At 33.4% G+C, this 25871-nt stretch carries 21 protein-coding genes; 5 read left to right on the top strand and 16 right to left on the bottom strand.

Annotation, left to right across the window (positions count from 1 at the left end; genetic code table 11):
* Positions 1 to 41: 41 nt before the first annotated feature.
* Positions 42 to 2087 (bottom strand): HD family phosphohydrolase, encoded by a 2046-nt coding sequence (locus FHP04_RS03980; RefSeq protein ID WP_139854692.1) that lies wholly within the window; start codon positions 2085 to 2087, stop codon positions 42 to 44.
* A 130-nt stretch (positions 2088 to 2217) separates the two neighbouring features.
* Between FHP04_RS03980 and FHP04_RS03985 the strand changes: the two genes are divergently transcribed.
* Together FHP04_RS03985 and FHP04_RS03990 are read left to right on the top strand one after the other, a co-directional pair.
* Entirely contained in the window at positions 2218 to 3396 is a 1179-nt protein-coding gene (locus tag FHP04_RS03985) for an acetyl-CoA C-acyltransferase (protein WP_139854693.1), read from the top strand.
* A 22-nt stretch (positions 3397 to 3418) separates the two neighbouring features.
* Positions 3419 to 4168, top strand: coding sequence for a C40 family peptidase (locus tag FHP04_RS03990; RefSeq protein ID WP_139854694.1), 750 nt, complete (start codon positions 3419 to 3421; stop codon positions 4166 to 4168).
* 124 nt (positions 4169 to 4292) lie between these two features.
* Here FHP04_RS03990 and FHP04_RS03995 read toward each other — a convergent pair whose 3' ends face one another.
* Together FHP04_RS03995 and gyrA are read right to left on the bottom strand one after the other, a co-directional pair.
* Positions 4293 to 5549, bottom strand: a complete 1257-nt coding sequence (locus FHP04_RS03995) for a tetratricopeptide repeat protein (RefSeq protein WP_139854695.1) — start codon at positions 5547 to 5549, stop codon at positions 4293 to 4295.
* A 10-nt stretch (positions 5550 to 5559) separates the two neighbouring features.
* Positions 5560 to 8085, bottom strand: a complete 2526-nt coding sequence (gene gyrA, locus FHP04_RS04000; protein ID WP_139854696.1) for a DNA gyrase subunit A — start codon at positions 8083 to 8085, stop codon at positions 5560 to 5562.
* 255 nt (positions 8086 to 8340) lie between these two features.
* On the opposite strand from gyrA, the gene FHP04_RS04005 reads away from it, so the two are divergent.
* The gene (locus FHP04_RS04005; protein WP_139854697.1) at positions 8341 to 10893 is read left to right on the top strand and encodes an ATP-dependent Clp protease ATP-binding subunit; all 2553 of its coding nucleotides are present in this window, start codon (positions 8341 to 8343) and stop codon (positions 10891 to 10893) included.
* Positions 10894 to 10976: 83 nt separating this feature from the next.
* On the opposite strand, the gene FHP04_RS04010 is transcribed toward FHP04_RS04005, so the two are convergent.
* Both FHP04_RS04010 and hutH read right to left on the bottom strand, forming a co-directional pair.
* On the bottom strand, positions 10977 to 11861 hold the full coding sequence (locus tag FHP04_RS04010) for a T9SS type A sorting domain-containing protein (RefSeq protein ID WP_139854698.1): 885 nt from the start codon (positions 11859 to 11861) through the stop codon (positions 10977 to 10979).
* Between the two features lie 32 nt (positions 11862 to 11893).
* On the bottom strand, positions 11894 to 13405 hold the full coding sequence (gene hutH, locus FHP04_RS04015; RefSeq protein ID WP_139855022.1) for a histidine ammonia-lyase: 1512 nt from the start codon (positions 13403 to 13405) through the stop codon (positions 11894 to 11896).
* Positions 13406 to 13511: 106 nt separating this feature from the next.
* Between hutH and FHP04_RS04020 the strand changes: the two genes are divergently transcribed.
* Positions 13512 to 14879 carry a TlpA family protein disulfide reductase gene (locus FHP04_RS04020; protein ID WP_139854699.1) on the top strand — a complete coding sequence of 456 codons (1368 nt, stop codon included), beginning with the start codon at positions 13512 to 13514 and terminating at the stop codon, positions 14877 to 14879.
* 77 nt (positions 14880 to 14956) lie between these two features.
* On the opposite strand, the gene FHP04_RS04025 is transcribed toward FHP04_RS04020, so the two are convergent.
* Positions 14957 to 16492, bottom strand: coding sequence for an NAD(P)H-hydrate dehydratase (locus FHP04_RS04025; RefSeq protein WP_139854700.1), 1536 nt, complete (start codon positions 16490 to 16492; stop codon positions 14957 to 14959).
* A 189-nt stretch (positions 16493 to 16681) separates the two neighbouring features.
* On the opposite strand from FHP04_RS04025, the gene FHP04_RS04030 reads away from it, so the two are divergent.
* Positions 16682 to 17086 (top strand): glyoxalase, encoded by a 405-nt coding sequence (locus tag FHP04_RS04030; protein WP_139854701.1) that lies wholly within the window; start codon positions 16682 to 16684, stop codon positions 17084 to 17086.
* A gap of 88 nt (positions 17087 to 17174) precedes the next feature.
* Here FHP04_RS04030 and FHP04_RS04035 read toward each other — a convergent pair whose 3' ends face one another.
* The 10 genes from FHP04_RS04035 to FHP04_RS04080 form a co-directional block, all read right to left on the bottom strand.
* A complete protein-coding gene (locus FHP04_RS04035) occupies positions 17175 to 17624 on the bottom strand; it encodes a KTSC domain-containing protein (protein WP_139854702.1) in 450 nt (149 codons plus the stop codon).
* A 119-nt stretch (positions 17625 to 17743) separates the two neighbouring features.
* Positions 17744 to 19057: a DEAD/DEAH box helicase gene (locus tag FHP04_RS04040; RefSeq protein ID WP_139854703.1), complete on the bottom strand. Its 1314-nt coding sequence runs from the start codon at positions 19055 to 19057 to the stop codon at positions 17744 to 17746.
* Positions 19057 to 20403 (bottom strand): DEAD/DEAH box helicase, encoded by a 1347-nt coding sequence (locus FHP04_RS04045; protein ID WP_139854704.1) that lies wholly within the window; start codon positions 20401 to 20403, stop codon positions 19057 to 19059. Before FHP04_RS04045 ends, FHP04_RS04040 begins: the two co-directional genes overlap by 1 nt.
* 85 nt (positions 20404 to 20488) lie before the next feature.
* The gene (locus FHP04_RS04050; RefSeq protein ID WP_139854705.1) at positions 20489 to 20944 is read right to left on the bottom strand and encodes a GNAT family N-acetyltransferase; all 456 of its coding nucleotides are present in this window, start codon (positions 20942 to 20944) and stop codon (positions 20489 to 20491) included.
* A 79-nt stretch (positions 20945 to 21023) separates the two neighbouring features.
* Positions 21024 to 22064, bottom strand: a complete 1041-nt coding sequence (gene arsB / locus FHP04_RS04055) for an ACR3 family arsenite efflux transporter (RefSeq protein ID WP_139854706.1) — start codon at positions 22062 to 22064, stop codon at positions 21024 to 21026.
* 4 nt (positions 22065 to 22068) lie between these two features.
* On the bottom strand, positions 22069 to 22698 hold the full coding sequence (locus tag FHP04_RS04060; RefSeq protein WP_139854707.1) for a low molecular weight phosphatase family protein: 630 nt from the start codon (positions 22696 to 22698) through the stop codon (positions 22069 to 22071).
* A gap of 197 nt (positions 22699 to 22895) precedes the next feature.
* Complete coding sequence (locus tag FHP04_RS04065) at positions 22896 to 23360, bottom strand: tRNA (cytidine(34)-2'-O)-methyltransferase (RefSeq protein ID WP_139854708.1); 465 nt, start codon at positions 23358 to 23360, stop codon at positions 22896 to 22898.
* 111 nt (positions 23361 to 23471) lie between these two features.
* Positions 23472 to 23768, bottom strand: a complete 297-nt coding sequence (locus tag FHP04_RS04070) for a cupin domain-containing protein (RefSeq protein WP_139854709.1) — start codon at positions 23766 to 23768, stop codon at positions 23472 to 23474.
* Between the two features lie 133 nt (positions 23769 to 23901).
* Positions 23902 to 24573: a class I SAM-dependent methyltransferase gene (locus FHP04_RS04075; protein ID WP_246051395.1), complete on the bottom strand. Its 672-nt coding sequence runs from the start codon at positions 24571 to 24573 to the stop codon at positions 23902 to 23904.
* A 255-nt stretch (positions 24574 to 24828) separates the two neighbouring features.
* On the bottom strand, positions 24829 to 25746 hold the full coding sequence (locus tag FHP04_RS04080; RefSeq protein ID WP_139854710.1) for a T9SS type A sorting domain-containing protein: 918 nt from the start codon (positions 25744 to 25746) through the stop codon (positions 24829 to 24831).
* Positions 25747 to 25871 lie beyond the last annotated feature (125 nt).

The following is a 25871-nucleotide window of genomic DNA, read 5'->3' on the forward strand; positions in this document are numbered from 1 at the left end:
TATTAAGGGGATTTTTTGTTTCCAATAATTTCTATTAAATTTTATTCAGGATACTCAACACGCAAATGATAAATATTGTTGAGCTTTTTCTTTAAAACCTTTTTGATTGTTTCAATTTCCTTAAAAGTAATATCGGCATTTAGAAACTGTCCTTGCGCCATTTGATTATTAATAATCTTTTCTACAAACTCATCAATAATGGTTGAAGAAGGCTCTTTTAAACTCTTACTAGCAGCTTCTACACTATCTGCCATCATTAAAATTGCAGTTTCTTTTGAAAAAGGAATAGGACCTGGATAGGTAAAGTCTTCTATATTGGCTTCTCCCTGTAGCTCTTTTTCCTTTTTATAGAAATAATAGACCAAACTAGTACCGTGATGGGTTCTAATAAAATCAATTACTCTGTCTGGTAAATTATTTTTTCGTGCTATTTCAATACCCTTAATTACATGGTCAATAATTATTTTGGCACTCTCTTGAGGGTCTAACTCGTTATGAGAGTTTATTGAATTGGCCTGATTTTCAGTAAACATTGTAGGATTTAACATTTTACCTATATCGTGGTATAACGCCCCTACCCTTACCAACATGCTATTAGCTCCAATTTCGTTTGCAGACGCTTCGGCAAGATTTGCGACATTCAATGAATGGTGAAATGTTCCTGGTGCCTTATTCGACAGCTCTTTTAAAAGTTTTGAATTTGTATCACTGAGTTCTAAAAGTGATACATCTGAAACTAGTCCAAATATTTTCTCGTAAAAGTATATTAATGGATGGGCAAATAGTGTCGCTAAGCCACATAGTATAAAATACTGAAAACTTTGCCACTCTAGAGCTTGGACATTTCCTTCTTGAATTACAAAAAAGGCAAAATAACCAATTATGTAAATCAAGGTTATTTGACCTACTGAAATAAATAAATTAACTCGCTTGTAAAGTTCAGAAACAGTAAGAATTGTCACAATCCCCGCAATGAATTGTAAAAACATATACTCAAAACTATTAGGAACAATAAAGCCTAATAATAATATGGTTAAAACATGTACAAACAATCCAACACGTGGATCGAAAAAAGCTTTCAGAATTAATGGTAAAATACAGATTGGTACTATGTAAACATAGTCCGAATGCACTTTCAATACTAAAGTGGTTAAGAAAACCATTAAAAAGATATTGAAAAATATAAATGTAACTTTGGTGTTGTTGTTATATATATAAGGTCTATATTTTTTCAGGAATAGGAATAGCATTAAAAATACTAATGACACCAATATGGTATATCCCACCAAAAGCCAGAGGTAGTTATTCTTACTCCAAATCTGACTTTCAAATTCAGCTTTTAGAGAATTCAAAATTTGAAATTTTTCTCCTTCAACAACCTCTCCTTTAGCAATCACTCTTCCTCCCTTTTCAATAATTCCTCTATTAGGGTTCAGGGCTTTTATTTCAGATTCAATTGCAGCTTCGGTTAATTTGGAATTCAATTTTACATTAGGCTCTAATACATCGTTTAATATATTATAAAGTAAAGCTTGAGAGTCTTCAGTGTTATTCTTTTCAACTAATTGTCTTACGCTATTGTTTAATTTTTCTTTCTTAAATAGTTGAGAATAGTTGTGTTCTTCAATTTCATTTCCATTTTTCAAATAAATAAGACGATTATCTTCGTAATTAAATATTTCATCGGTAACACCATTCTTATATATTTGAGAAATAAACCTTTCCCCTATTTGTTCAATTTTATTTTTTGGGGTTTTATGCAGACTATCTACATATCTTAACGCGAGTTCTTTTTTAAAGTCTTCAATTACATTTGGTTCTATCCTGCTATTGTATTCAAAATACGGAATAGCTTTAGCTCTAATTTCTTCTTTTTCTTTTTTTAGACTATCCTCAGCTTTTTTAATTGTAAAACTAAATGGAGCATATAAGTTCTCATATTGCCATGGCTTTCCTTTTTGGAAATTGTATTTAAACTGTCCACCCTTAGGAAGAAAGTAAATTACTAAGAGTGTGGCAAAAAGGAATAGAAAAACCTTATAAATAAGAGATTGGTTTTTCGCGAACAAAGAAAAATAGTTCTTCATATATTGATTACTTATAGTAAAGGTATAAATAAGGAATGAGTTATCCCAAAACCTATACCTGCAAAGATTGATTTTTAAGATTGAAATCCGTAATTTCGCAGTCCTTATTTTTAATATTAAAAACAGTAATATGAGCAATAAAGTAGTAATAGTTTCGGCAGTAAGAACCCCAATTGGAAGTTTTATGGGTAGCCTTTCATCTCTAACTGCAACTCAATTGGGATCTGCAGCAATAAAAGGAGCCATAGATAAAATTAACCTTGATCCTTCTTTAGTACAAGAAGTATATATGGGTAACGTGGTACAAGCTGGTGTTGGCCAAGCTCCTGCTAGACAAGCTGCTTTAGGTGCAGGTCTTCCGGATAGCGTACCAAGTACTACAGTAAACAAAGTATGTGCTTCAGGTATGAAAGCTGTAATGCAGGCTGCCCAAGCAATCGCTTTAGGTGATGCAGAAATTGTTGTGGCAGGTGGAATGGAAAGTATGAGTAATATTCCTCATTATGTGCATATGCGTAACGCTACAAAATTTGGACCAGCTACATTAACAGATGGTATGCAAAAAGATGGTCTTGTAGATGCTTACGATCACAACGCAATGGGAACTTGCGCAGATTTATGTGCTACAGAATATAATTTTTCTCGTGAAGATCAAGATGCATTTGCTGTACAATCGTACGAGCGTTCTGCAAAAGCTTGGTCTGAAGGTAAATTTAATGAAGAGGTTGTGCCAGTTGAAGTTCCACAACGTCGTGGCGAACCAGTTGTAGTTTCGGAAGATGAGGAGTATAAGAACGTAAAGATGGATAGAATTGCATCGCTACGCCCTGCATTTACTAAAGATGGAACTGTTACTGCAGCCAATGCTTCTACAATTAATGATGGTGCTGGAGCAATGATTTTAATGAGTGAAGCTAAAGCAAAAGAATTAGGTCTTACTCCTTTAGCTTACATTAAAGGTTATGCCGATGCTGCTCACGAACCAAAATGGTTTACAACCGCTCCTGCAAAAGCGCTTCCAAAAGCAATTGCAAAAGCAGGGATAGATATTAAAGATGTAGATTTCTTCGAATTTAATGAAGCATTCGCAGTTGTTGGACTTGCAAATATGAAAATATTAGGTCTTAACGATAGTAATGTAAACGTTAATGGAGGTGCTGTTTCTTTAGGTCACCCACTTGGATGTAGCGGTGTAAGAATTTTAATTACACTTCTTAATGTTTTAAAACAAAACGATGCAAAAATTGGTGCTGCAGCTATCTGCAATGGTGGTGGTGGTGCTTCTGCAATGGTAATTGAAAGAATCTAAACCGTACTTCAATATATTCTGAATGGATTACGGGATCTGTAATTTAAGCATAGTTCCTCTTCGGGCCGAAGCTAGTGATGCTAGTGAAATGGTTACGCAGGTGCTCTATGGAGAACATTTTAAGGTTTTAGAGTCTCGCAAGAAATGGAGCCGAATCCGTTTAGCTTTTGATAAATATGAAGGTTGGATAGACAATAAGCAGTTTTTAAATATTTCAGAAGCAGATTATTTAAATTTTGATAAAACCAACTTGAAGCTTTCTTCAGATTTAGTTGATTTTGTGACTACTTCTGAAAATCAATTATTTTCAATTTGCTTAGGAAGCAATGTTTCTGCAGCTGAGTATTTAAATCATCATTTTGAAGGAAAAGCAATTATAAAATCTCTTCCAAAAGAACATTTAGTTGAAACCGCCCTACTCTATTTAAATAGTCCGTATTTATGGGGAGGTAAAACACCTTTTGGAATTGATTGTAGTGGTTTTACTCAAATGGTTTACAAACTAAACGGTCAAAAATTATTAAGAGATGCTAGTCAACAAGCCACGCAAGGTGAAGCTTTAAGCTTTATAGAGGAAAGTGAACCAGGAGACTTAGCTTTTTTTGATAATGACGAAGGAAAAATTACTCACGTGGGGATTATTATGAAAGACAATTATATTATTCACGCTCACGGAAAAGTGCGTATTGATAGAATTGATCATAGCGGAATATTTAATTACGACGTTCGTAATCATACTCACAAACTAAGAGTTATAAAACGTATAATATAAATTATGTTTTATAGAGGGTAGTGAAATTCAATTAGTATAGCCCTTCTTTTACAATAGGATATGATAATTAAAAACCCTCTGAAATTTCAGAGGGTTTTGCTTTAATATATGGAACTAACTTATCTTACTTTTCTAAAGTAGCAAGTTTAGCTTTCATTTTTTGATAATTTGCATCATCCGCCAATTGTCCGTAAATGTTCATCAATGTTCTAACAACATCTGGATTATTAGGGTTTAACTCCATTGCTTTAGTAAGGTATGGAACAGTTGCTCTATAAATATCAGCACGTTGTTCTTTAAGCTCATCATAACGAATGTTATCAGCTCTTGAATTTCCTAAACTATTCATTTCTTCAACTAAAGCATCTTCAGTAGATAATTTCAATACAGCAATATTAATTAGAGCAGCCTCGTAATCAGGTTTCAACTCTAAAGCTCTGTTGTAATGCTCTAACGCTTTATCAGTATCTCCTAATTCTGCACTAGCCACACCCATATTGAAGTAAATCTCTGGATTGTCTGGATCAGTTGCAGCAATTTGGTTCATGATTTGGTTATATCGAGTAATATCACCCATTTTATAACTCATATCAGCTTCGGCTCTCATAAGATAGATATCATCTGGGTTTTCTTCTCTAGCAGCTTTCATTACTGAAGTAGCTTTGTCATTATCTCCTTGTTCTAAGTAGATAAGTGTCATATTACGAAGAATTTCACCTTTTCGAGATGCAGTAACTCTAATTTCAGGCTTGATATATTGACCACTTTTAAGCGCTAGGCTTCTTGATTGCTCAGTTTCGAAAGGAATTACTTCACCAGTTTCTTTATCAGTAGCAACAAATTCCTTGGTTTCACCAGTATAACCAGCATCCAATAGCATTTGATAGTACTTTAAACTTGAATCATAATCTTTTGCATTTACCGCATTACCAGCAGCAAAATAAAGATCATCCATATCCTTACTTACTGTATAACTTGTATACAGTTTCTCTGTCGCCAACTCGAAATTACCAGCATTTTGGTCTTTAATTGCACCATTAATTAATCCAGCACGAAGATTCTGAAGTGAAGCTGCTAATTGTGATTCTAACTTAGGATCTAACTCCAATGCTTTAGCAAATGCATCTGCAGCACCTTTTAAATTAGAATAATCGGTAGCTACACCATTACCTAATAAGGCATTACCACGTGTAGCATAGAACTGAGCTTTCATATCATTATCTACAGTTCCTAAAAGAGGTTCAGCTTCGTTTAAATAAGCTAAAGCTTCTTTAAAATCATTGGACTTTAATGCCTTTTCAGCCTTTTTTATTTCTTTTTTTTGTCCAAATGAAATAGCAGATACAAAAGCAAGCCCTGTTATTAAAATTCGTTTTTTCATGTGTTAATTTTTATTCGTTATTTTCGGTTTGTGTGTCGTTATTATCAAGAGTAGTGCCATCATTGTTATCATCAACAATTTCTAACTCATCCTCGTCTTCATCTTTCATTGCTTTTGCAACTGCAGCAATGGCGTCATCTTCTCTAACTTTTATTAAACGAACACCTTGCGTAGCACGTCCCATAACTCTTAGGTCGGAAACTGCCATACGAATTGCGATACCAGATTTATTGATAATCATTAAATCATCCTCATCTGTCACATTCTTAATTGCTACTAATTTACCGGTTTTTTCGGTAATATTAATAGTTTTTACACCTTTTCCGCCACGGTTAGTAACTCTATAATCGTCTATTAATGACCTTTTACCGTAACCGTTTTCAGAAACTACTAATATATCGGAGTCACCATGGTTAACAGCAATCATTCCAACCACTTCATCATTTTCATCTCCTAGAGTAATTCCGCGAACACCAGATGCATTTCGTCCCATAGGACGGGTTTTCTCTTCTTCAAAACGAATTGCTTTTCCTGAACGAACTGCTAACATTACTTGGCTATCACCAGTTGTAAGTTTTGCTTCTAAAAGCTCATCGTCTTCACGAATGGTAATGGCGTTAATACCATTTGCTCTAGGTCTTGAATATTGCTCTAAAGGAGTTTTCTTAACTTGTCCTTTTTTAGTAGCCATAATTACATAATGGCTATTGATGTATTCTTCATCTTTTAAATCTTGAGTACAGATAAAAGCTTTTACTTTATCATCTGGACCAATATTTATTAGATTCTGAATAGCTCTACCCTTAGATGTTCTTGTCCCCTCAGGGATTTCAAATACACGCATCCAGAAACATTTTCCAGTTTGTGTAAAGAACAACATATATTGGTGATTTGTACCAACAAATAAATATTCTAAGAAATCTTCATTTCGAGTAGATGAAGCTTTTTGGCCTACCCCTCCTCTATTTTGAGTTTTGTATTCTGAAAGTGAAGTTCGCTTAATATAGCCGGCATGAGAAATTGTAATTACCACCTGCTCGTCTGCGATTAGATCTGTAATACTTACATCTCCTCCTGCATATTCAATTACTGAACGACGTTCATCGCCATATTTAGCTTTAATTTCCTCAAGCTCTTCTTTTATAATTTCCATTCTACGTTCTTTACGAGCAAGAATGTCTTTGTAATCTTCAATTGTTTTCATTAACTCTTCGTACTCACTGCGCAATTTGTCCTGCTCCAGTCCAGTTAATTGACGAAGACGCATTTCAACAATAGCCTTAGCTTGAATTTCAGAAAGCTTGAATGCTTCAATAAGCTTTTCTCTTGCTTCATCAGCATTAGAAGACGCTCGGATTAGTCTAATTACTTCATCGATATTATCTGATGCAATAATTAAACCTTCCAAAATATGTGCGCGCTCCTCAGCTTTGCGAAGTAAGTATTCTGTACGTCGTACCACCACCTCGTGACGGTGTTCAACGAAATAATGAATTAATTCTTTTAAATTTAATAATTGTGGTCTTCCTTTTACTAGTGCAATATTGTTTACACTAAAGCTAGACTGCAATGCTGTATACTTATATAATGTATTAAGAACGATGTTTGGGATAGCATCACGCTTCAATATATAAACAATGCGCATTCCTTTTCTGTCACTCTCATCACGGATATTGGCTATACCCTCAATTTTCTTTTCGTTTACCATATCAGCGGTTTTCTTAATCATTTCCGCTTTGTTTACTTGGTAAGGAATTTCAGTGACAATTATACACTCTCTACCATTAACTTCCTCAAAAGTTGCTTTTGCACGCATAACTACACGTCCGCGACCTGTATGGAAAGCTTCACGAACCCCTTCGTATCCGTAAATTATTCCTCCTGTAGGAAAGTCTGGCGCTTTAATATACTGCATTAACCCATCGATGTCTATATCGTTATCTTTTATATAGGCAATGGTTCCATCTACAACTTCAGTTAAGTTATGTGGAGGCATATTTGTTGCCATACCTACGGCAATTCCAGAGGCACCATTAATCAATAGTCCAGGAACTCGTGTAGGTAAAACAGTAGGTTCTTTTAATGTATCGTCAAAGTTTAATTGATGATCTACAGTTTCTTTATCGATATCAGCAAGCATATCTTCAGAAATCTTCTGCATTCTTGCTTCTGTATAACGCATTGCAGCTGGACTATCACCATCTACAGATCCGAAGTTACCTTGACCGTCTACCAATAAATAGCGCAAACTCCATTCTTGAGCCATACGCACCATTGCATCATATACAGAGGTATCACCGTGTGGGTGATATTTACCTAGTACCTCTCCTACAATTCTCGCAGATTTTTTATGAGCCCCTGTTGCTCTAATACCTAATTCGTGCATTCCAAACAAAACCCTTCTGTGTACAGGCTTCATTCCATCACGAACATCTGGCAGTGCACGTGACACTATGACCGACATCGAATAATCGATGTAGGCAGATTTCATTTCATCTTCAATGTTTATAGGGATCACTTTCTCACCTTCCGTCATAAAAAATAGAATTAATTATCGTTATTAAACTAATGGAGCAAGATACGCATTTTCGCAGGTTTAACAGGGGTTATTGGTATGGTTTATTCACGAATTTATTAACAAATTTAGGCCTGTTAATCGTTAATAAGTATCGTGAATTATCTTTTGAAATTCCCTTTATATTTTGTCCTTTTACTAAAACGATATTAAAGAGGAACAGTATTTGCCTTAATTTGGTTAATTTAGTACCTAAAAGAAGAGAGGATTTAAAATATGGATGATAATTTTTCACCTAGAGTTAAAGATGTAATTGCATACAGCAAGGAAGAAGCCTTACGTTTAGGCCACGATTTTATAGGCACAGAGCATTTAATGCTTGGCCTTTTAAGAGATGGTAACGGTAAGGCGGTAACTATACTTAATGCACTTACCGTAGATCTTAACCACTTAAGAAGAAAAGTAGAGATATTAAGCCCAGCAAACCCGGGCGTGATTACAAATACTAACGACAAAAAGAACCTTCATCTCACCCGCCAAGCGGAAAGAGCATTGAAGACAACGTTTTTAGAAGCTAAGCTTTTTCAAAGCAATTCTATTAATACTGCACATTTGTTACTTTGTATTCTTAGGAATGAGAACGACCCTACAACCAAATTATTAAACAAGATGAAAGTTGATTATGACGGGGTAAAAAATCAATTTAAACTTATGATTACAAATGATGACGAATATATAGACACACCAAGTGCTGATGCTTTTCCAAATGACGATAATGATTCACCACAGGATGGTGGCAAGGAGAATTTATTTACAGGTTCTTCAGCTAAATCGAATAAAAAATCGAAAACTCCAGTATTAGACAATTTTGGTAGAGACCTAACCGCAATGGCGGAAGAAGGAAAACTCGACCCTGTTGTAGGCCGTGAAGATGAAATTCAACGCGTTTCCCAAATATTGAGTAGAAGGAAGAAAAACAACCCTTTACTTATTGGTGAACCAGGTGTTGGTAAATCTGCTATTGCTGAAGGTTTAGCACTTAGAATTATACAAAGAAAAGTTTCAAGAATTCTTTACGATAAAAGAGTTGTTACTTTAGATTTGGCTAGTCTTGTTGCTGGAACCAAATACCGCGGTCAGTTTGAAGAGCGAATGAAAGCTGTAATGAACGAACTTGAAAAGAATGACGACATTATTCTATTCATCGATGAGATTCACACAATTGTGGGTGCAGGTGGAGCTACAGGTTCGTTAGACGCTTCAAATATGTTTAAACCAGCATTAGCTCGTGGAGAAATACAATGCATTGGAGCAACTACTTTAGATGAATACAGACAGTATATCGAGAAAGACGGGGCTTTAGAAAGACGTTTTCAAAAAGTATTGGTTGAACCAACTACTGTTGAAGAAACAATCGAAATTCTCGAAAATATTAAAGATAAATACGAGTCGCATCACAATGTAACCTATACTCAAGATGCAATTGAAGCGTGTGTAAAGCTTACTAATAGGTATATGACGGAGCGTTTCCTTCCAGACAAAGCAATTGATGCTTTAGATGAGGCTGGGTCACGTGTTCATATTACCAATATTCATGTTCCAGATAGAATTTTAGAACTTGAAAAACAACTAGAAGAAGTTCGCGAACTTAAAAACACTGTAGTTAAAAAACAGAAATACGAAGAAGCGGCAAAACTTCGAGATGACGAGAAAAATCTTGAAAAAGAACTCGCTACGGAACAAGAAAAGTGGGAAGAAGATTCAAAACTTCACAGAGAAACTGTTTCTGAAGACAATGTTGCTGAAGTAGTTTCTATGATGACTGGTGTACCAGTAAATAGAATTGCACAGACCGAAACAACCAAATTAGCCGCCCTACCTGATAGAATTAAAGGTAAAGTTATTGGTCAAGACGAAGCTGTTTCTAAAGTTGTGAAAGCAATTCAAAGAAACCGAGCAGGATTAAAAGATCCAAACAAACCTATTGGGTCATTTATTTTCTTAGGTCAAACAGGAGTCGGTAAAACCCAACTTGCAAAAGTATTAGCACGAGAGTTATTCGATTCTGATAATGCTTTGATTCGTATTGACATGAGCGAGTATATGGAGAAGTTCGCTATTTCTCGTTTAGTTGGAGCACCTCCAGGATACGTTGGTTACGAAGAAGGTGGTCAGCTTACCGAGAAGATTAGAAGAAAACCCTATGCTGTTGTGCTTTTAGATGAAATTGAAAAAGCCCATCCAGATGTATTCAATATGCTTCTACAAGTTTTAGATGATGGATATTTGACAGACAGCCTTGGTAGAAAAATTGATTTTAGAAACACTATTATCATTATGACTTCTAATGTTGGTGCCCGTCAGATTAAAGATTTTGGTCAAGGTGTTGGTTTTGGTACTTCTGCAAAGAAGAGTCAAGAAGAAGCACATACTAAGAGTGTTATTGAAAACGCTTTAAAGAAAACTTTTGCGCCAGAATTCTTAAACCGTATTGATGATGTTATGGTGTTTAACGCTCTTGAAAGAGAGGATATTCATAAAATTATTGATATTGAATTGAACAAATTATTCTTACGTATTTCAGATTTAGGTTACGACCTGAAGTTAACTGAAAAAGCCAAGGATTATATTGCTGACAAAGGTTTTGACAAACAATATGGAGCGCGTCCTTTAAACAGAGCGATTCAAAAGTATATAGAAGATGCCCTTGCTGAAGAAATCATCAACAGCAATTTAGATGAAGGCGATTCTATAATTATGGATCTTGATGAAAGTAAAGATGAGCTTACTATAAAAATTAATAAGCAAAAGAAGACCACCGAGTCGTAAAATAAGGTGGCTTTAAATAATAAACTCTTCGCTGATAAATCAACGAAGAGTTTTTTTATGTAATAAATTCAAATTTTTACTACTTACTTTAAAACTTTAAAAGACTTCTTGGTGTCTCCAAATCCATTTGCTAAAAGTACATATAAACCGTTTTGGTAGGCTGATAGATCTACAGTAATTGAGCCATTTCCGTTATTATTTATATTACTCAACAGTTTGCCGGACAAATCAAAAACCTTTACACTTTTCACATTCTGTGTGTTACTTAAGATGCAAGTATTACTGTTCAATTGTTTTGTAACAACTACTTCTTCCAAATAGTTTTTTGTCACACCAAGATGAATTGGAATACAATCTTGAATAGAGTCTAAATTAGCATAAAAAACTTCTGTATCTTTAAAAAAACAGCTAAGCTCTCCTACTTCATTAATATTTGGTTTCCCTCCGGGAGCATTTATTAACGATAAAGACCCTACACCTTCAACCCAAATAGCATTATTGTTACTAGTAGTATTCCCCGGCGCAGGTGAAAAATAATAATGCTTATAATTGTTTCCATCTTGTAAAGGTCTTGCTATAATAGAATCCACTACAAAAAGCCCTCCATCACGTGGAAAAGGAGTGACAGGGTTTTTCATATCAAAAACATCTCCTTCACTCAATGAAAAATCATATAACAGATACTCATCACTAGGTTCAGAGGTGGCAAACTTTATGTATACTTTTTGGGTTGCTATATCTTCACGAAGTAAAAATGTGCGGGATATATAATGGTATCCATCCAAAATCTTATAATTCTTACCATTCACAATAGTATCACCATCAGTATAATAGGCGTCTGTTAAGCATCCAGAAAAGCAAGTTGTAAAATGCCATTCATTAATATTATCTAACAAAGGCTTATAACTCTGGGCAAATACAGAAGTATTTAAAATTAAAAAAACAAGAATTGATAATTTACTTTTCATAATTCAGTATTTGGTTATATGCTTGCGTTATATTAATCAAATATTATTTCAGAATCAACATCTAAAGATTGAATGAATGCAATCGTTGCATGAATATCGTCTGCCATAATTCTATCGTTCTCAATAAAAGGTACAATAGAACGATATGGCTTTAAGAATGATTCAATAAATGGAGATGAAGATTTTGGTTCTCTAAACTTTAAAGCTTGAGAAGCGTTCATCAATTCAATGGCTAAAATGGTTTCTAAGTTTTCAATTACACGTAAACATTTAGTTGCTCCATTAGCCCCCATACTTACGTGATCTTCTTGACCATTAGATGAAACAATAGAATCTACTGAAGCTGGAGCTGCCAATTGTTTATTTTGGCTTACTATACTTGCAGCAGTATATTGAGGAATCATAAGACCACTGTTTAATCCTGGGTTATTAACTAAGAAAGCTGGTAAATCTCTTAGTCCCGAAACCAATTGATAAGTTCTTCTTTCAGAAATATTCCCTAGTTCAGACATTGCAATTGCTAAATAATCTAGTGCTAATGCTAATGGTTGACCGTGAAAGTTACCGCCAGATATAATTAAATCGTCTTTTACAAAAATGTTTGGATTGTCGGTAACTGAGTTTATTTCAGTTTTAAAAGTTTTGTTTACGAAATGAATTGTGTCTTTTGTGGCTCCGTGTACTTGAGGGATACAACGGAAAGAATATGGATCTTGAACGTTTTTCTTTTCAGATACTCCTATTTCACTACCTTCTAAAAAGTCTAAAATTTGCTCCGCAGTTTTTACTTGTCCTCTATGCGGTCTTACCAAATGCACAAGAGCGTTATATGGACTCATATTACAATCAAACGCATCTATAGAAATAGCACTAATTAAATCGGCTAAATAGGATAATTTGTAACTTTTAAGTAAACAGTACACCCCATAAGCACTCATAAATTGAGTTCCATTTAACAATGCTAAACCTTCCTTAGCTTGTAACTTTATAGGTTCCCAATTAAATTTTTTCAAAATCTTTTCAGAAGCCAAACGCTCTCCACCATAATAAACTTCTCCTTTCCCTAATAAAGGTAGAGATAGATGTGCTAATGGCGCTAAGTCTCCTGAAGCTCCTAAACTTCCTTGATTATAAATAACAGGTAAAATATCGTTATTATAAAAGTCGATTAATCTCTTAACGGTTTCTAACTGAACGCCACTATAACCATAACTTAAGGATTGTATTTTCAACAAAAGCATAAGTTTAATTATAGGTTTTGGAACAAATTCCCCTGTACCACAAGCGTGACTCATTACGAGGTTTTCTTGTAGTTTTGAAAGGTTATCAGAGGTGATTTTCACATTACACAATGAACCAAAACCAGTATTTATACCGTAAACAGGAGTCTCGTTATCCTTTATTTTGTTTACTAAATATTCACGGGATTTATTAATATTAAGTTGGGCTTCTTCAGAAAGATCAAGCTTTTTATGATTATCTAATATATCCTTAATTAACTCTAAGTCAAGAATTTCAGAGCTGATGTAATGTGTGTCTTGCATTATAATTGTTTTGTTTTCACAAAAATACTGATTTTTGCCCGCCTTACCACCTTTTCTATCTTTCAAAAGCCCTAATTTTGTAAGTCATAACTTTAAAATATTATAAATGAAAAAATTAAGTTGGATTATTATAGCGCTTTTCATCGTTTCTTGTAATACTGAAGAAAAACCTACTTATACCGTTATTAATGGTAGCGTTACAAATAACACTGGTGAAACAGCATTTGTTCGTGGCAATGGTTTTGAATCAAGAGTGCCAATCTCTGAAACGGGGAGTTTTGTAGATACTTTAAATATAAAAAAAGATGGGTTTTATGAACTCTATGTTGGTCGCGAACGCACTGAAATATATTTAGAAAGAGGTAAAAACCTATCGGTAACTTTAAATTCAACAGAATTTGATGAAAGCTTAAAATACACTGGAGATTTAGCGGATATTAATAATTTCTTGGCTGCAAAATATCTTTGGAATGAGCAAAATGTAGATTTAAAAGAGTTATTCTCTAAGGATGAAAATGCATTTTTAAAACAAATAGATGAAAACCAGAAAAGTTTAGATTCTCTTTTTAAGGAGAGTAAAATCGCTAATGATAACTTTAAGAAAAGCTTAGCTGAAGAAGACAAATATGCGCGAGCCATTATGATAGAAAATTATAAGAGTGGGCATCGTCATTTCTCTGGGAATAAAGAATTTGAAGTTTCAAAAGAATTTTACAATGAACTTAAAGACATAAACTTTAAAGACACTTTAGCTTTTAGAAATTCTGCAGCGTATCAAAACTTACTTCAAGTACATTACAACAGATTAGTTTCAGAAGAAGCTTCACAAAATACAGATGCGAACGAAACTATTCTTTTCTTAAATAAAATAAACGAAGCTCTTCCAAACGGATATGCTAAGGACAGAATGATGAGTTCTTATTTACAGTTTGGCCTTAAAGCTGATGATAACCTAGAAGAAGCTTATAATATTTATAAGAACAGTAATCCGAATCCTGAGAATTTAGCTAAGCTTACTGAGCAATACAACAAATTAAAAGTAATTACTAAGGGTAACCCCTCTCCTACTTTCAACTATGAAAACCATAAAGGAGGCACTACATCTTTAGAAGATTTAAGAGGTAAATATGTTTATGTGGATGTTTGGGCAACATGGTGCGGACCTTGTTTACGTGAAATTCCTTTCCTAAAAGAAGTTGAGAATGACTATGAGGATAAAAACATCCAATTTGTAAGCATTTCTATTGATGAACCAAAAGACTACGACAAGTGGAAAAGTATGGTTACTGAGAAAGAATTAGTAGGTATTCAACTGATGGCAGATAACAATTGGAAATCGAAATTTGTTGTGGATTACGCTATTCTTGGAATCCCTAGATTTATTTTGATTGATACCGAAGGAAATATTGTTTCAGCTGATGCGCCTAGACCTTCAGACCCTGAATTAAGAAAAATATTTGATGAGTTAATTTAAAAAGAATTTACCTAATTATATTAGACCACGAATAGAAGATTCTAATTATATCTGAATCTAATATTCGTGGTTTTTTATTAGTTGTTTTCCCCTTCAGATTGGTCTTTTGCAAATAGCATCATATATGCTTCACCTATATTATTAATAATATCATTTGCCATAACAGCTTCATATCCCATTTGATTTACAGCTAGATCTCCTGCAAATCCATGCATATATACCCCAAACACACATGATGTTAATGGATCATAGCCCTGAGATAATAATCCTGTAATAACACCGCTAAGCGCATCTCCACTACCTGCCGTAGCCATACCCGGATTCCCTGAGCTATTTAAATAAAGAGTATCACCAAAAATTGTAATTGAATGAGCTCCTTTTATTACAACTAAAACCTCGTGTTTCATTGAGAACTTCTTTACTTTCTCTATTTTATCGTAATCATCTTCCCACTTACCAACAAGCCTTTGTAATTCACCAGGGTGTGGCGTTATAATTGAATTTTTAGGAAGAAGTTTTAGCAATTCTTTATTTTCGGCAATTAAATTTATAGCATCAGCATCTATTACCATTGGTGAATTAAAGTTCCTAAATAGGTTTTTTAATGCTTCAACTGTGTGTTCTCTTTTCCCGATACCCATTCCAACTCCAATCGCAGAGGGTTCAAAGTCAACATTAATTTTACTTATAAATTCTTCTTCTATATCTGTAGCAACCATTGCTTCAGGCACTGTAGTTTGTAGAATAGAATACCCACATTTAGGAATAAAAGTAGTAACCATACCGGCTCCAATTCTAAAAGTTGCAGCTGTTGAAATAGCAGCAGCTCCAATTTTGCCGTAACTTCCAGCAACAATCAACGCGTGACCATAAGTTCCTTTATGTGCAAATCGTTCACGATGTTTGTATAAGTTTTGTGCTTCAGGCTTAGAAATTATTTGGGCTAATGGCTTCGTATTTACAAGAAACTCTCTATCTAATCCAATATCTAATAAGTCAAAACTAGGAGCAAATTGAGCTGTTTCAGGTAAAAAGAAAGCAAGCTTTGGAGTTTGAAACGTTAGCGTATGGTTTGCTCTTAAAACAGCATCTTCATCCTTTAAAGCTGTATTAGGAAACAGACCACTTGGGATATCAATAGCTAATTTAAAAGCAGGAATAGCATTTAAATGTTGAATTAATTTCTTTACCCATCCGTCTGGACAACGGTTTAGACCAATTCCGAAAATAGCATCTACTATTATATCCTCAGGATCAATTTCTGGGAAATCATTTTCACCCTTCATTAAAATTGGCCAATCCTTGGTTACATTTTTAATTAAATCATAATTGTAAAGAAAGCTTTTAGAACGTTTATCGCTACAATTAACCACATACACTATAACATTATAGCCGGATTCAATCAATAATCTACCTAAAACCAAGCCATCCCCACCATTGTTACCAATTCCGCAAAAAATATGAATTGGTACAGAAGCACCATTTAAACGTTCGTGAAACCAATTAAAAATTTGAGCGCCTGCTCGCTCCATTAACTCTTCGGTGGTAATTTGTTGTTGCTCTAAAGTAATTTTATCTGCTTCGTATAATTGTTCTGCTGAGAATATTTTCATATAATATTATAGTTTCATCTTTAGGTTATAGGTATTTCTAAGCCATAAATATAATACCCAAAACCAGAGGAGGTCAAGTTTTCTTCAAATATAATAACATTATTTCCTATTGTTGAAAATACGTTTATAACTAATTGAGAAATGCATCAGTATAGGCTTGTTATTTTATAACTTTAAGAAAAACACATTATGGAAACTCGTGATAGTTTACTGCTTTTAATGCGTCCAGAAATTTCTTCAGCTAAAGTCAATCCTCAAATGTCTGATGATGAATGTTTTCAAAACAAAACAATTAGACCAATTATCAAACTACAAGGCGATTTGCTACTAGCTGTATTTCGCAATTATATTGCCAAGCATAAAAATGTGTTTTATGATCTCAACATCGAAAAAAAACTTGAATACATTGATAACTCCATCAATAAGGATATTAAGTTTCGAAACTCTCTAAAAGGAATTATTATCGGACAATTTACCTTAGATGAATATCAAAAATATATTCAAAATTCATCCGCATTGAATAAGCGAATGATGGATATTGTGAAGGAAAGGATAAAAAGTAATATTCAATTATTAGAATTTGAATATGCTTAAATAATTAATCTGGTATAATAAAAAAGCGCTTCATTTAGATTTGAAGCGCTTTCAATAATATTTTACACAACTTTGTGCTGCCTAATAATTAAGCATGCTCCATCATTCGTTTCGATTTTCTATATAAATAATTTGGATAAATTGTTCGTTTAGCAAAACGGTTTAATTTGTCGCTATTTACCATTTTTATATAGATCGATCTAGTTACTCCAAAGAATTCATAAGTACTACCATCTAAGTAAGTAATTTCTAAAAGCATTCCTTTGTGTTGAAAATCAGCGATTCCAGCGTTTGTAACAGTATCGGTAAATTCTTCTAGGTTTGCAGCTTTAGTTTCTGGTGCTATGCTTACTAAAAAATGATACCCGTCGATAATTTTACGGGAATTTAACTCTGCTTCTTCACGTAGTGGATCACCTTCTTGAAATTTATCGGGGTGCCACTCTTTTACTAGATTGCGGTAACTAGTTTTTAAAGCCTTTAATTCTATCTCTTTTTCAACTCCAAAGAGTTTTTTGTATTCGTTTATGCGTTTCATATGCTCGCTATTTTTGCGGCCGCGAAAGTACGGCTTAATATCTTATAATTAGCATTTTATAAAACTTCATTTTATAAATCTATAATTGAGATGAAAAGTCTAAGGTTAAAACCTGTAAACTAAAGAATATAAATTCTTACTTTTTTCTTTTTAAGTCGGCTGTTGTTTAATTTATTAACTAAATCATTCGCTAGCTCTAATGGCACAGCTACAAAGGCACAGTCTTGTTTTAATTCAATATTCCCCAACTCTTCTTGACTTATATTTCCTTGCTTTATAAATAGGCCCGCAATATCGCCTTTAGATATTTTGTCTTTTCTTCCTCCTGAAATAAAAAGCGTTTCCAGTTGTTGTTGAACTTGCGAATTAACTCTAGGGATTTCTATTGGATCTGTTTTTTCAATAAAATCAGGTAAAAGCTGATTTTTCCATTTTAGCACATAAGCTGTACCCTTCTCATTTACTCTAGCTGTTCTACCGTTTCTGTGTGTAAACTCAACAGCCGAATGCGGAAGCTCATAATGTATAATGTATTTTAACTCTGGAATGTCAATTCCTCTTGCAGCAAGATCGGTAGATACCAGTATCTGACTAGTTCCATTTCTAAATTTTATAAGAGCTCTTTCTCTATCCTTTTGTTCCATTCCCCCTGAAAAACAAGTATGGCTTACCCTATTATCATTAAGAAAATCACTAACCATATCGATACTTTCGCGAAAGTTGCAAAAAATAATTCCTGGTTGATACCCCAAATACTTTACAAGATTCAATAAGGTTTGAAGCTTATTTTTTTCTTCAGAAACCACAGTTTTAATTGAAAGTTTTGGATCTGAAGTTTCAGTTAAAAAATCTAAAACAATTGGATTGATTAAATTCACAAACTTTGGAACTCCAACTCCTTGTGTTGCAGATGTTAGAATACGTTTACTTACACTGTTTAATTCACTTAAGATTTCACTCATTTCACTTTCAAATCCTATCTCAAGAGATTTGTCGTACTCATCTAAAACTAAAGTGTTTATACTTGCTTTAGAAAAGCGGTCATCGTCAAAATGATCTAAAATTCTACCAGGTGTACCAATTAATATTGCCGGGGTATGTTTGAGTTCTATTTTATCTTTACTCTTCGACCTGCCTCCGTAAACTGCATTTACTTTAAAGCCTGAACCCATATTTCTGACTACCTGCTCAATTTGAATAGCCAATTCTCGTGTAGGAACCACAATTAATGCTTGAACTTCTGGATTATCTACATTTAAACCATCTAAAATAGGCAATAAGAAAGCCAAGGTTTTACCTGTACCCGTTGGGGATAAGAGGATTGTATTTGAATTGGTATTTATTGTTTCAATAGCTTTCTCCTGCATAGGATTTAAAGCTGAAATGTTCAGCTTTGCCAGAATATCCTGTTGGTCTTTTATCTCGTTTGCCATTATTTCTTTTTCTGCTTTTTCTTTGTTGGTGCTTCTTCCTTTGGCGCTGCAATAGTAGTTTGAGAGAGTTGATGAGCAAGAACTTTATCAATTAATTCCTCTTTGGTCAAATGATGAAATACAGTGCCTATTTTCTCTCTAAACTCAGGTGAGATTGTTCGGTTTGGTTTTGTTTTAAAAATTTTCTTAGCCCATAGCAAAGTGTTGTTTTCTTCAGTGCTTTGGGCGTCAGGCTTTTTCATTTCGTTAAAAACAATCCCTAATTCTTCTTCAAACTCAGGAATTTCAAACACTTCTTCTTGTTGTAAAATAGTAACCGAAAGCCCCTTTGCTCCCGCTCTAGCTGTTCTACCACTTCTGTGAACGTAAGTTTCATAAGTATCGGGTAAGTGATAATTTACAACGTAACTAATTTCTTTTACATCAAGTCCTCTTGCCGCAAGATCTGTTGCAACAAGTATATCGATATGACCTTCTCTAAACTGTCCCATTACTCGATCGCGAATAGGTTGTGAAAGACTTCCGTGTATAGCTCCTGACGAAAATTTATTTATAGCTAAATTCTTTGCTAGTTTATTTACAGCAGCTTTAGTTTTACAAAATATAATTCCTCGTTCTCCTTCTTTCGAACTTAAAAAGTGAAGCAGAATATCAAGCTTTTCTATAGGTTCTACTACTAAAAACTGATGCTCTATGTCTTGATGCCCCATGGTTTCCATATCCGCCTCAATATGAACTACGTTTTTGTTCATATAGTTTTGAACTAACTGTTTTATAGTTCCAGGCATGGTAGCAGTAAACAATAACGTTCTTCTATTCTTTGGAGTTTCCTGAATGATTAAATCCAAATCGGTTTTAAGTGCACTTACCATCTCATCCGCTTCATCTAAAACTAAATACGAAGTATTTTTTAGATCAATGGCTTTTCTGTTTATTAAGTCTACCAAACGTCCTGGAGTGGCAACTACAATATGAGTTGGGGTTTTCAAACGCTCTATCTGAGGTTTTATAGGAATACCACCACATACTGAGGCAATACTAATTTCAGGGCTATGTGAGCTAAAAGAAACTAAATTAGTGTGTATTTGTTGACCTAGTTCTCGTGTAGGTGCAAGAATGACTACTTGTATATTATTTTTTTTGGAATCTATAAGTTGCAAAAGAGGTAATCCAAATGCAGCAGTTTTTCCAGTCCCCGTTTTTGCTAGTGCAACAACGTCTTTATCTTGACTCAAGATTAATGGGATTGTTTTTTGTTGAATATTTGTTGGTACAGTAATATTTAATTCGGCTAGACTTTGTTGTAGTTTAGTATTTATTCCTAAATCGGAAAATGTATTGGGCATATAATTATTTTCGGCAAAGATACTTTGGGTTTTCTTGGTAAGCGGTAATTCTTGCAGTAAGTTAACAGTTTAATAGTGAATTACTCTATTTTACAGAGAACCTTTCAAACGCAACTTTCTTTATTCCACAATCAGTCTCGAAATACTTAATTGCTTTAAACTCGAATTTATAATAGAGTTCTACTGCAGGAATGTTTTTAGCCGCTGTTTCTACTTTAAAAGAATAGAATTTATAATTGTCAAGTACAAAATCCAATAACGCTCCAGCAATCCCTAGTCTAAAAAAATTTGGATGAACCACTAAGCTATTGATTTCAATAAAGTTTTCTAAAAGTTCTAATTCAATAACGGCAGCTAACTTTTCATTTTTAAAGTACCCGAAAAATAAATTCTCACTATTTTGATAACTTCCTAAAGTTCTTTTTAAAGGAGGAAAATCATCTACTTTTAAAAGTTCAGCCTCAACGACATAAGAATGGTGAAAAATATTTTGAATTAGACCAGCTACCTCTAAATTATTGTTATTTAATCTCTTTATCATTTATAAAGTTAGTTAAATTCAAACACCTAAATGATTCTATTTTTGAAATATACTGTTAAAGAGACTTCAGAATCTACTCTCAATCCTTCTTAAAATACTTATCGCGAAACCAGAATGAAACACGAACTAATAATATTAATACAGGAACTTCCACTAAGGGCCCAATAACTCCAGCAAAGGCTTGTCCTGAATTCAAACCGAAAACCGCTATGGCAACTGCAATAGCCAATTCAAAATTATTTCCAGCTGCAGTAAAAGCTACTGAAGCAGTCTTGTCATAACTTGCTCCTAATGCTCGTGTAAAGAAGAAAGAAATAATAAACATCAAGGAAAAATACAATAATAAGGGAACAGCTATTATAAGTACATCCATCGGTATTTCTACAATTAATTCACCTTTCAATGAGAACATCACTACAATTGTAAATAATAAAGCAATTAGTGTTATTGGTGAAATTGCGGGTATATATTTCTTTGAATACCATTCTTCACTTTTTGCTTTTACCAAGATAAGTCGGCTTAAAATCCCTAAAACAAATGGAATCCCGAGATAAATTGCTACACTTTCAGCTATTGTAGCTATTGATATATCTACTATTGCGCCTTCAAATCCAAAATAAGGAGGTAGAATAGTTATAAATATCCAAGCGTAAAAACTATAAGCAAACACTTGAAAAATACTGTTTAAAGCGACTAATCCTGCTCCATATTCACTACTGCCTTCTGCAAGATCATTCCAAACTAAAACCATTGCAATACAGCGAGCCAAACCAATCAAAATGACTCCTACCATATATTCGGGATAATCTCTTAAAAAAGTAATGGCAAGAATGAACATCAGAACGGGAGCGATAATCCAATTCAGAAATAAAGATATAGACAGAATTTTAGTGTCCTTAAATACCTTTGGAAGCAATGCGTAGTTCACTTTTGCTAAAGGTGGATACATCATTAATATTAAACCTATGGCAATAGGAATGTTTGTAGTTCCGCTACTCAATGAATTAATAATATCTGGAAATGATGGGAAGAAGTAACCCAATCCAACACCAAATGCCATAGCTACGAATATCCACAAAGTTAGGTTTCTGTCTAAAAAACTCATTTTTTTTGATGCCATTCCTTTATAATTTTATTTGAGTGAAAATGTAGAATAATTCAGTTGCAATTTGCAAACTCCTTTCTCTGTATTTCTCAGTTGCTAGTGGGGTATTATCATACGCTTTAGGGTCCTCAAAAGTAATTGGGATTCGAATTTCTGCACCTGAAACAAATGGACAAGCTTCGTTAGCTGAGTCGCAAGTTATAATTGCTGCAAATTTAGATTTCGGATTGAAATCATCTTCCAATGTTTTCGAAAAACCAATAATTGGATGAGAATTCTCTCCGTATTTAATACTATAAATAGGATTCTCCCCTTCTGATATTACACGAATTTGAAAACCTGAAATTTTTAATGTTTCTACTACCTTAGGATAAAGTGCTGTGGCTTCTGTTCCCGCTGAGTAACTGAAGAATTTATTTATGTTAAAATAACAAGCAATTGCTTGCGCCCAAATTTGAGCAAAATGACTTCTGCGTGAGTTATGGGTGCAGATAAAATTAAGACGGATACTTTCATTATTTAAAACTTTTAATTGAATATAATCAACTAAAGGTTGTAAACTTGTTTGTCGCTCTTTACTGATACTAGCTGTATTTAAAGAACTAATTGTTTTTTCAATTTCTGAAAACAACACTAATTTATTGTTCATTTTCTAAGGTTATTTTATAGGTAAAAATCTCGAAATAAAATACTTAAAAGATATTTCGTTTTCTTCTTTATTTATATATCGCAATATTACGATTAATAAATAAGTGATAAAAGAAATTTTTAAAATTTAATAAATTTTATTTGAATGAAATGTGGCCTGAATGAGGTTGAAGAATGATTCCTTCTTAAGTTTTAGCGCTATATATTTTTGGCTTTAAGATTTCTTATCCCCTCATAAACGACTATTCCCACTGCATTAGCAAGATTTAAACTTCGAATATGTGGGCTGTAAATTGGTATATTATAAAGTAAATCCTGATTTTTTGAAATAACTCTTTCAGGTAAACCTGTTGATTCTTTTCCGAAAATCAAGAACATATCATCTTTAAAATCTATCTCGCAGTATTCTTTTGTACCGTGACTTGAAAAATAAACAAAGTTTTTACCCTTATTTTTCGAATAAAATTCATCGATACTTTCATAAATATGAACGGTGATATGCTTCCAATAATCAAGTCCAGCTCTTTTTAAACGCTTATCATCTATTTCAAATCCAAATGGTTTTACTAAATGTAAATTCGACCCAGAACCCAAGCTCAATCGTCCAATATTACCAGTATTTGTAGGTATTTCAGGTTCAAATAAAACAATGTTAAATCCCATTCTTAAAGTTACTTTAGATAATTAAAGTGTAAAAATAGGTTTACTAGACGATTTATAATTATTTGAAGAAACTATTTTTACTAGCCTTGACAAAACTGCATGGGAAGAAGTTTATTTTGTGAATTCAAATTGAATATTTTTAGGCATAATATGAAGTGCTTGAAAGTCGTGAATAACTTTAATTTGATGCCATACGTTTTGCGGTATGATTAAACTATCACCCTGTTCTAAATAATGTTCGTTTTCTGAAAAATTAATGATGCACTCCCCTTTTCTTACCACCACAACCGATTCGTCTGTTGCTTGATGTTTAGGTAATAGTTGCCCACCCTTTGCAGACATCTGCTTTATTATAAATTTTTCACCTTCTTCAATTAACTTTACTAAGGGATTACTTACATTGGACATAACCTATTAATTTTTATATAAATAATATTCCATAAAGATAAATAATTGAAACTGCTTCATTCAAAATTTATATCTGTAAAGTACTCTGTAACAATTAAATAAAATGGTAAAAGCAAGTATCAATTGTTACAACCTAAAATAATTTATAAAGTGTTGTAACTATAACCCCTGGACGGTCTTTTAATTGAATAGCTAACAATTGTTTTTCATCAATTACTTTCATGTTAAATGGAGGCAGCAACAAATTAATTCCACTCTGATTTTTCAGCCTAATTCCTTGTCCTGATATTATATCTTTATTAGGAATGAATTCTCCCTCGGGTAGATGTTCTGTTAAAACAACATATTTATAAGCGCCTAGCTTACTTACTATTTGTTGTACTTCGGAATTCGATAAATGCTGAAGTACTTGCCTAAGCAACACACAATCAGCTAAGGGTAAGTTATCAACAGCAACATCTAAGCAATAAAATTCTAAGTTTTCTGCTTTAAAAAGTGATTTGTTACGTTGAATTAACGCTTCAACAATATCTACTCCTATATATTTTTCAGTTTGTTTAAATAATTCTTTCCCTATATTAAAATCACCGCAACCTAAATCACAAACTGTGATAGGTGCTTCAAAAGAATTTAGAAAAGAAGTTACCACATCAATATATGGATTTACTAAATCTGGGTGATGTGAACCTTCTCCTGAATAAAAATCAGTGTTATTATTTCCCCAAAGCTTCTTTTCATATACCTGAGTCATCGCTGCTTTGGTGGGCCATGGCTTTTTTATTTTCTTATTTTCCTTCTTCAAAATAGATAAGTTAATTCAGCATATTACTTTTTAAAACTCCAATTTAATCTATAAAAATTGATTTATAAACAGGTTATAGTTTCTATATAAAAACTTAAAAGAATTTAGCCTACACGATAAAAAGAAACGCCATCAACAAAATTATCAATGTTAACTTACATTGCATTTAATTTTATTGATGGCGCTTATAGCGGTCCTAATTCTGAAATTAAAGTCGATACTTATATAGTCTCACTATTTAAAACTTAATCAGAGTAATTATTTTTTAATAAACTTTTTTGTTACAGGTCCATTCTGAGTGTCTAACTGCAATAAGTAAATTCCATTTTGTAAATGACTCAAATCAATTTGGTTTGTGAATTCATTGAATTGCTCTAGTTTTTTTCCTGAAATATCAAAAATTGTAAGGCTATTTGCTTCCTCTAATCCACTCAAGTTTAAAACACTTTCTACTGGATTAGGATAAATGTTCCATGAAGTAGCACTCACATCTTGTACACCAAGAGGAGCATAATTTATTGAAATATCGTCGAAAAATGCACTACCCGAAAAATTGTCGTGTGCAAATCTTAAATCATCAATATTGTACAATAATGCACCTTCGTGTTTAAGCTCTCCATTCAAGTAGTAAGATACTACTTCTCCCTCTCCAGAAATTGCAATATCATACCAAGTATCTTCTTGCCAGTTTCCAATTTCTGTAACGATGAATTCATCTCCTGCATTCTCTAGTATTAGGATTCTTCCGTCGTAAGAGAAATAAATTTCTAAAACTAATTTTTCGTCCACAATGCTACCACATTCTAATGCAAAAATAGATGAGTTAGCTCCTGGTGGATTCGCAACATTTATGCTATAACTCATAGAAAAATTTGTTCTGTCTAAAGGTGTATCTAAAGAGTGAAAAGCTCCCATAATAGGTAATGGTTGCGAAGATGCTTGTGGATCGTGATTAATCTTTAAAGATCTTTCTCCAATTTTGGCCAATTCATCTGTAATTATCTGTAGTTCGGTTCTTTCACCATTTCCAAGTCCTGTTGTTGTCCATCCTTGCTGTCCGTCAATATTACCTAAAGTATACCCCTCTTCAGCCTCGAAGGAAAAGTATTCTTGAGCATTAACTAGAGAGACGTTGAGAATAGATACTAATACTAATAAAGTGTAAAATTTTTTCATGATATTTTTTTTGATTTAGCTAACAAACTTAATATTTTTCAATTTGCTCTTAAAATTGTTATAAGGGTTATTTCAACTTTTAACAGTATTCAAATAAGTTTGTATTATTAAAGTTTTAGAATTCT

This window comes from Aequorivita sinensis (assembly GCF_006346335.1).
In the GTDB taxonomy this organism is placed as follows: Bacteria; Bacteroidota; Bacteroidia; order Flavobacteriales; family Flavobacteriaceae; genus Aequorivita; species Aequorivita sinensis.

Coding starts and splice junctions, on each gene's coding strand:
- FHP04_RS03980 (WP_139854692.1), bottom strand. CDS start 2,087: ATGAAGAACTATTTTTCTTTGTTCGCGAAAAACCAATCTCTTATTTAT.
- FHP04_RS03985 (WP_139854693.1), top strand. CDS start 2,218: ATGAGCAATAAAGTAGTAATAGTTTCGGCAGTAAGAACCCCAATTGGA.
- FHP04_RS03990 (WP_139854694.1), top strand. CDS start 3,419: ATGGATTACGGGATCTGTAATTTAAGCATAGTTCCTCTTCGGGCCGAA.
- FHP04_RS03995 (WP_139854695.1), bottom strand. CDS start 5,549: ATGAAAAAACGAATTTTAATAACAGGGCTTGCTTTTGTATCTGCTATT.
- gyrA (WP_139854696.1), bottom strand. CDS start 8,085: ATGACGGAAGGTGAGAAAGTGATCCCTATAAACATTGAAGATGAAATG.
- FHP04_RS04005 (WP_139854697.1), top strand. CDS start 8,341: ATGGATGATAATTTTTCACCTAGAGTTAAAGATGTAATTGCATACAGC.
- FHP04_RS04010 (WP_139854698.1), bottom strand. CDS start 11,861: ATGAAAAGTAAATTATCAATTCTTGTTTTTTTAATTTTAAATACTTCT.
- hutH (WP_139855022.1), bottom strand. CDS start 13,405: ATGCAAGACACACATTACATCAGCTCTGAAATTCTTGACTTAGAGTTA.
- FHP04_RS04020 (WP_139854699.1), top strand. CDS start 13,512: ATGAAAAAATTAAGTTGGATTATTATAGCGCTTTTCATCGTTTCTTGT.
- FHP04_RS04025 (WP_139854700.1), bottom strand. CDS start 16,492: ATGAAAATATTCTCAGCAGAACAATTATACGAAGCAGATAAAATTACT.
- FHP04_RS04030 (WP_139854701.1), top strand. CDS start 16,682: ATGGAAACTCGTGATAGTTTACTGCTTTTAATGCGTCCAGAAATTTCT.
- FHP04_RS04035 (WP_139854702.1), bottom strand. CDS start 17,624: ATGAAACGCATAAACGAATACAAAAAACTCTTTGGAGTTGAAAAAGAG.
- FHP04_RS04040 (WP_139854703.1), bottom strand. CDS start 19,057: ATGGCAAACGAGATAAAAGACCAACAGGATATTCTGGCAAAGCTGAAC.
- FHP04_RS04045 (WP_139854704.1), bottom strand. CDS start 20,403: ATGCCCAATACATTTTCCGATTTAGGAATAAATACTAAACTACAACAA.
- FHP04_RS04050 (WP_139854705.1), bottom strand. CDS start 20,944: ATGATAAAGAGATTAAATAACAATAATTTAGAGGTAGCTGGTCTAATT.
- arsB (WP_139854706.1), bottom strand. CDS start 22,064: ATGGCATCAAAAAAAATGAGTTTTTTAGACAGAAACCTAACTTTGTGG.
- FHP04_RS04060 (WP_139854707.1), bottom strand. CDS start 22,698: ATGAACAATAAATTAGTGTTGTTTTCAGAAATTGAAAAAACAATTAGT.
- FHP04_RS04065 (WP_139854708.1), bottom strand. CDS start 23,360: ATGGGATTTAACATTGTTTTATTTGAACCTGAAATACCTACAAATACT.
- FHP04_RS04070 (WP_139854709.1), bottom strand. CDS start 23,768: ATGTCCAATGTAAGTAATCCCTTAGTAAAGTTAATTGAAGAAGGTGAA.
- FHP04_RS04080 (WP_139854710.1), bottom strand. CDS start 25,746: ATGAAAAAATTTTACACTTTATTAGTATTAGTATCTATTCTCAACGTC.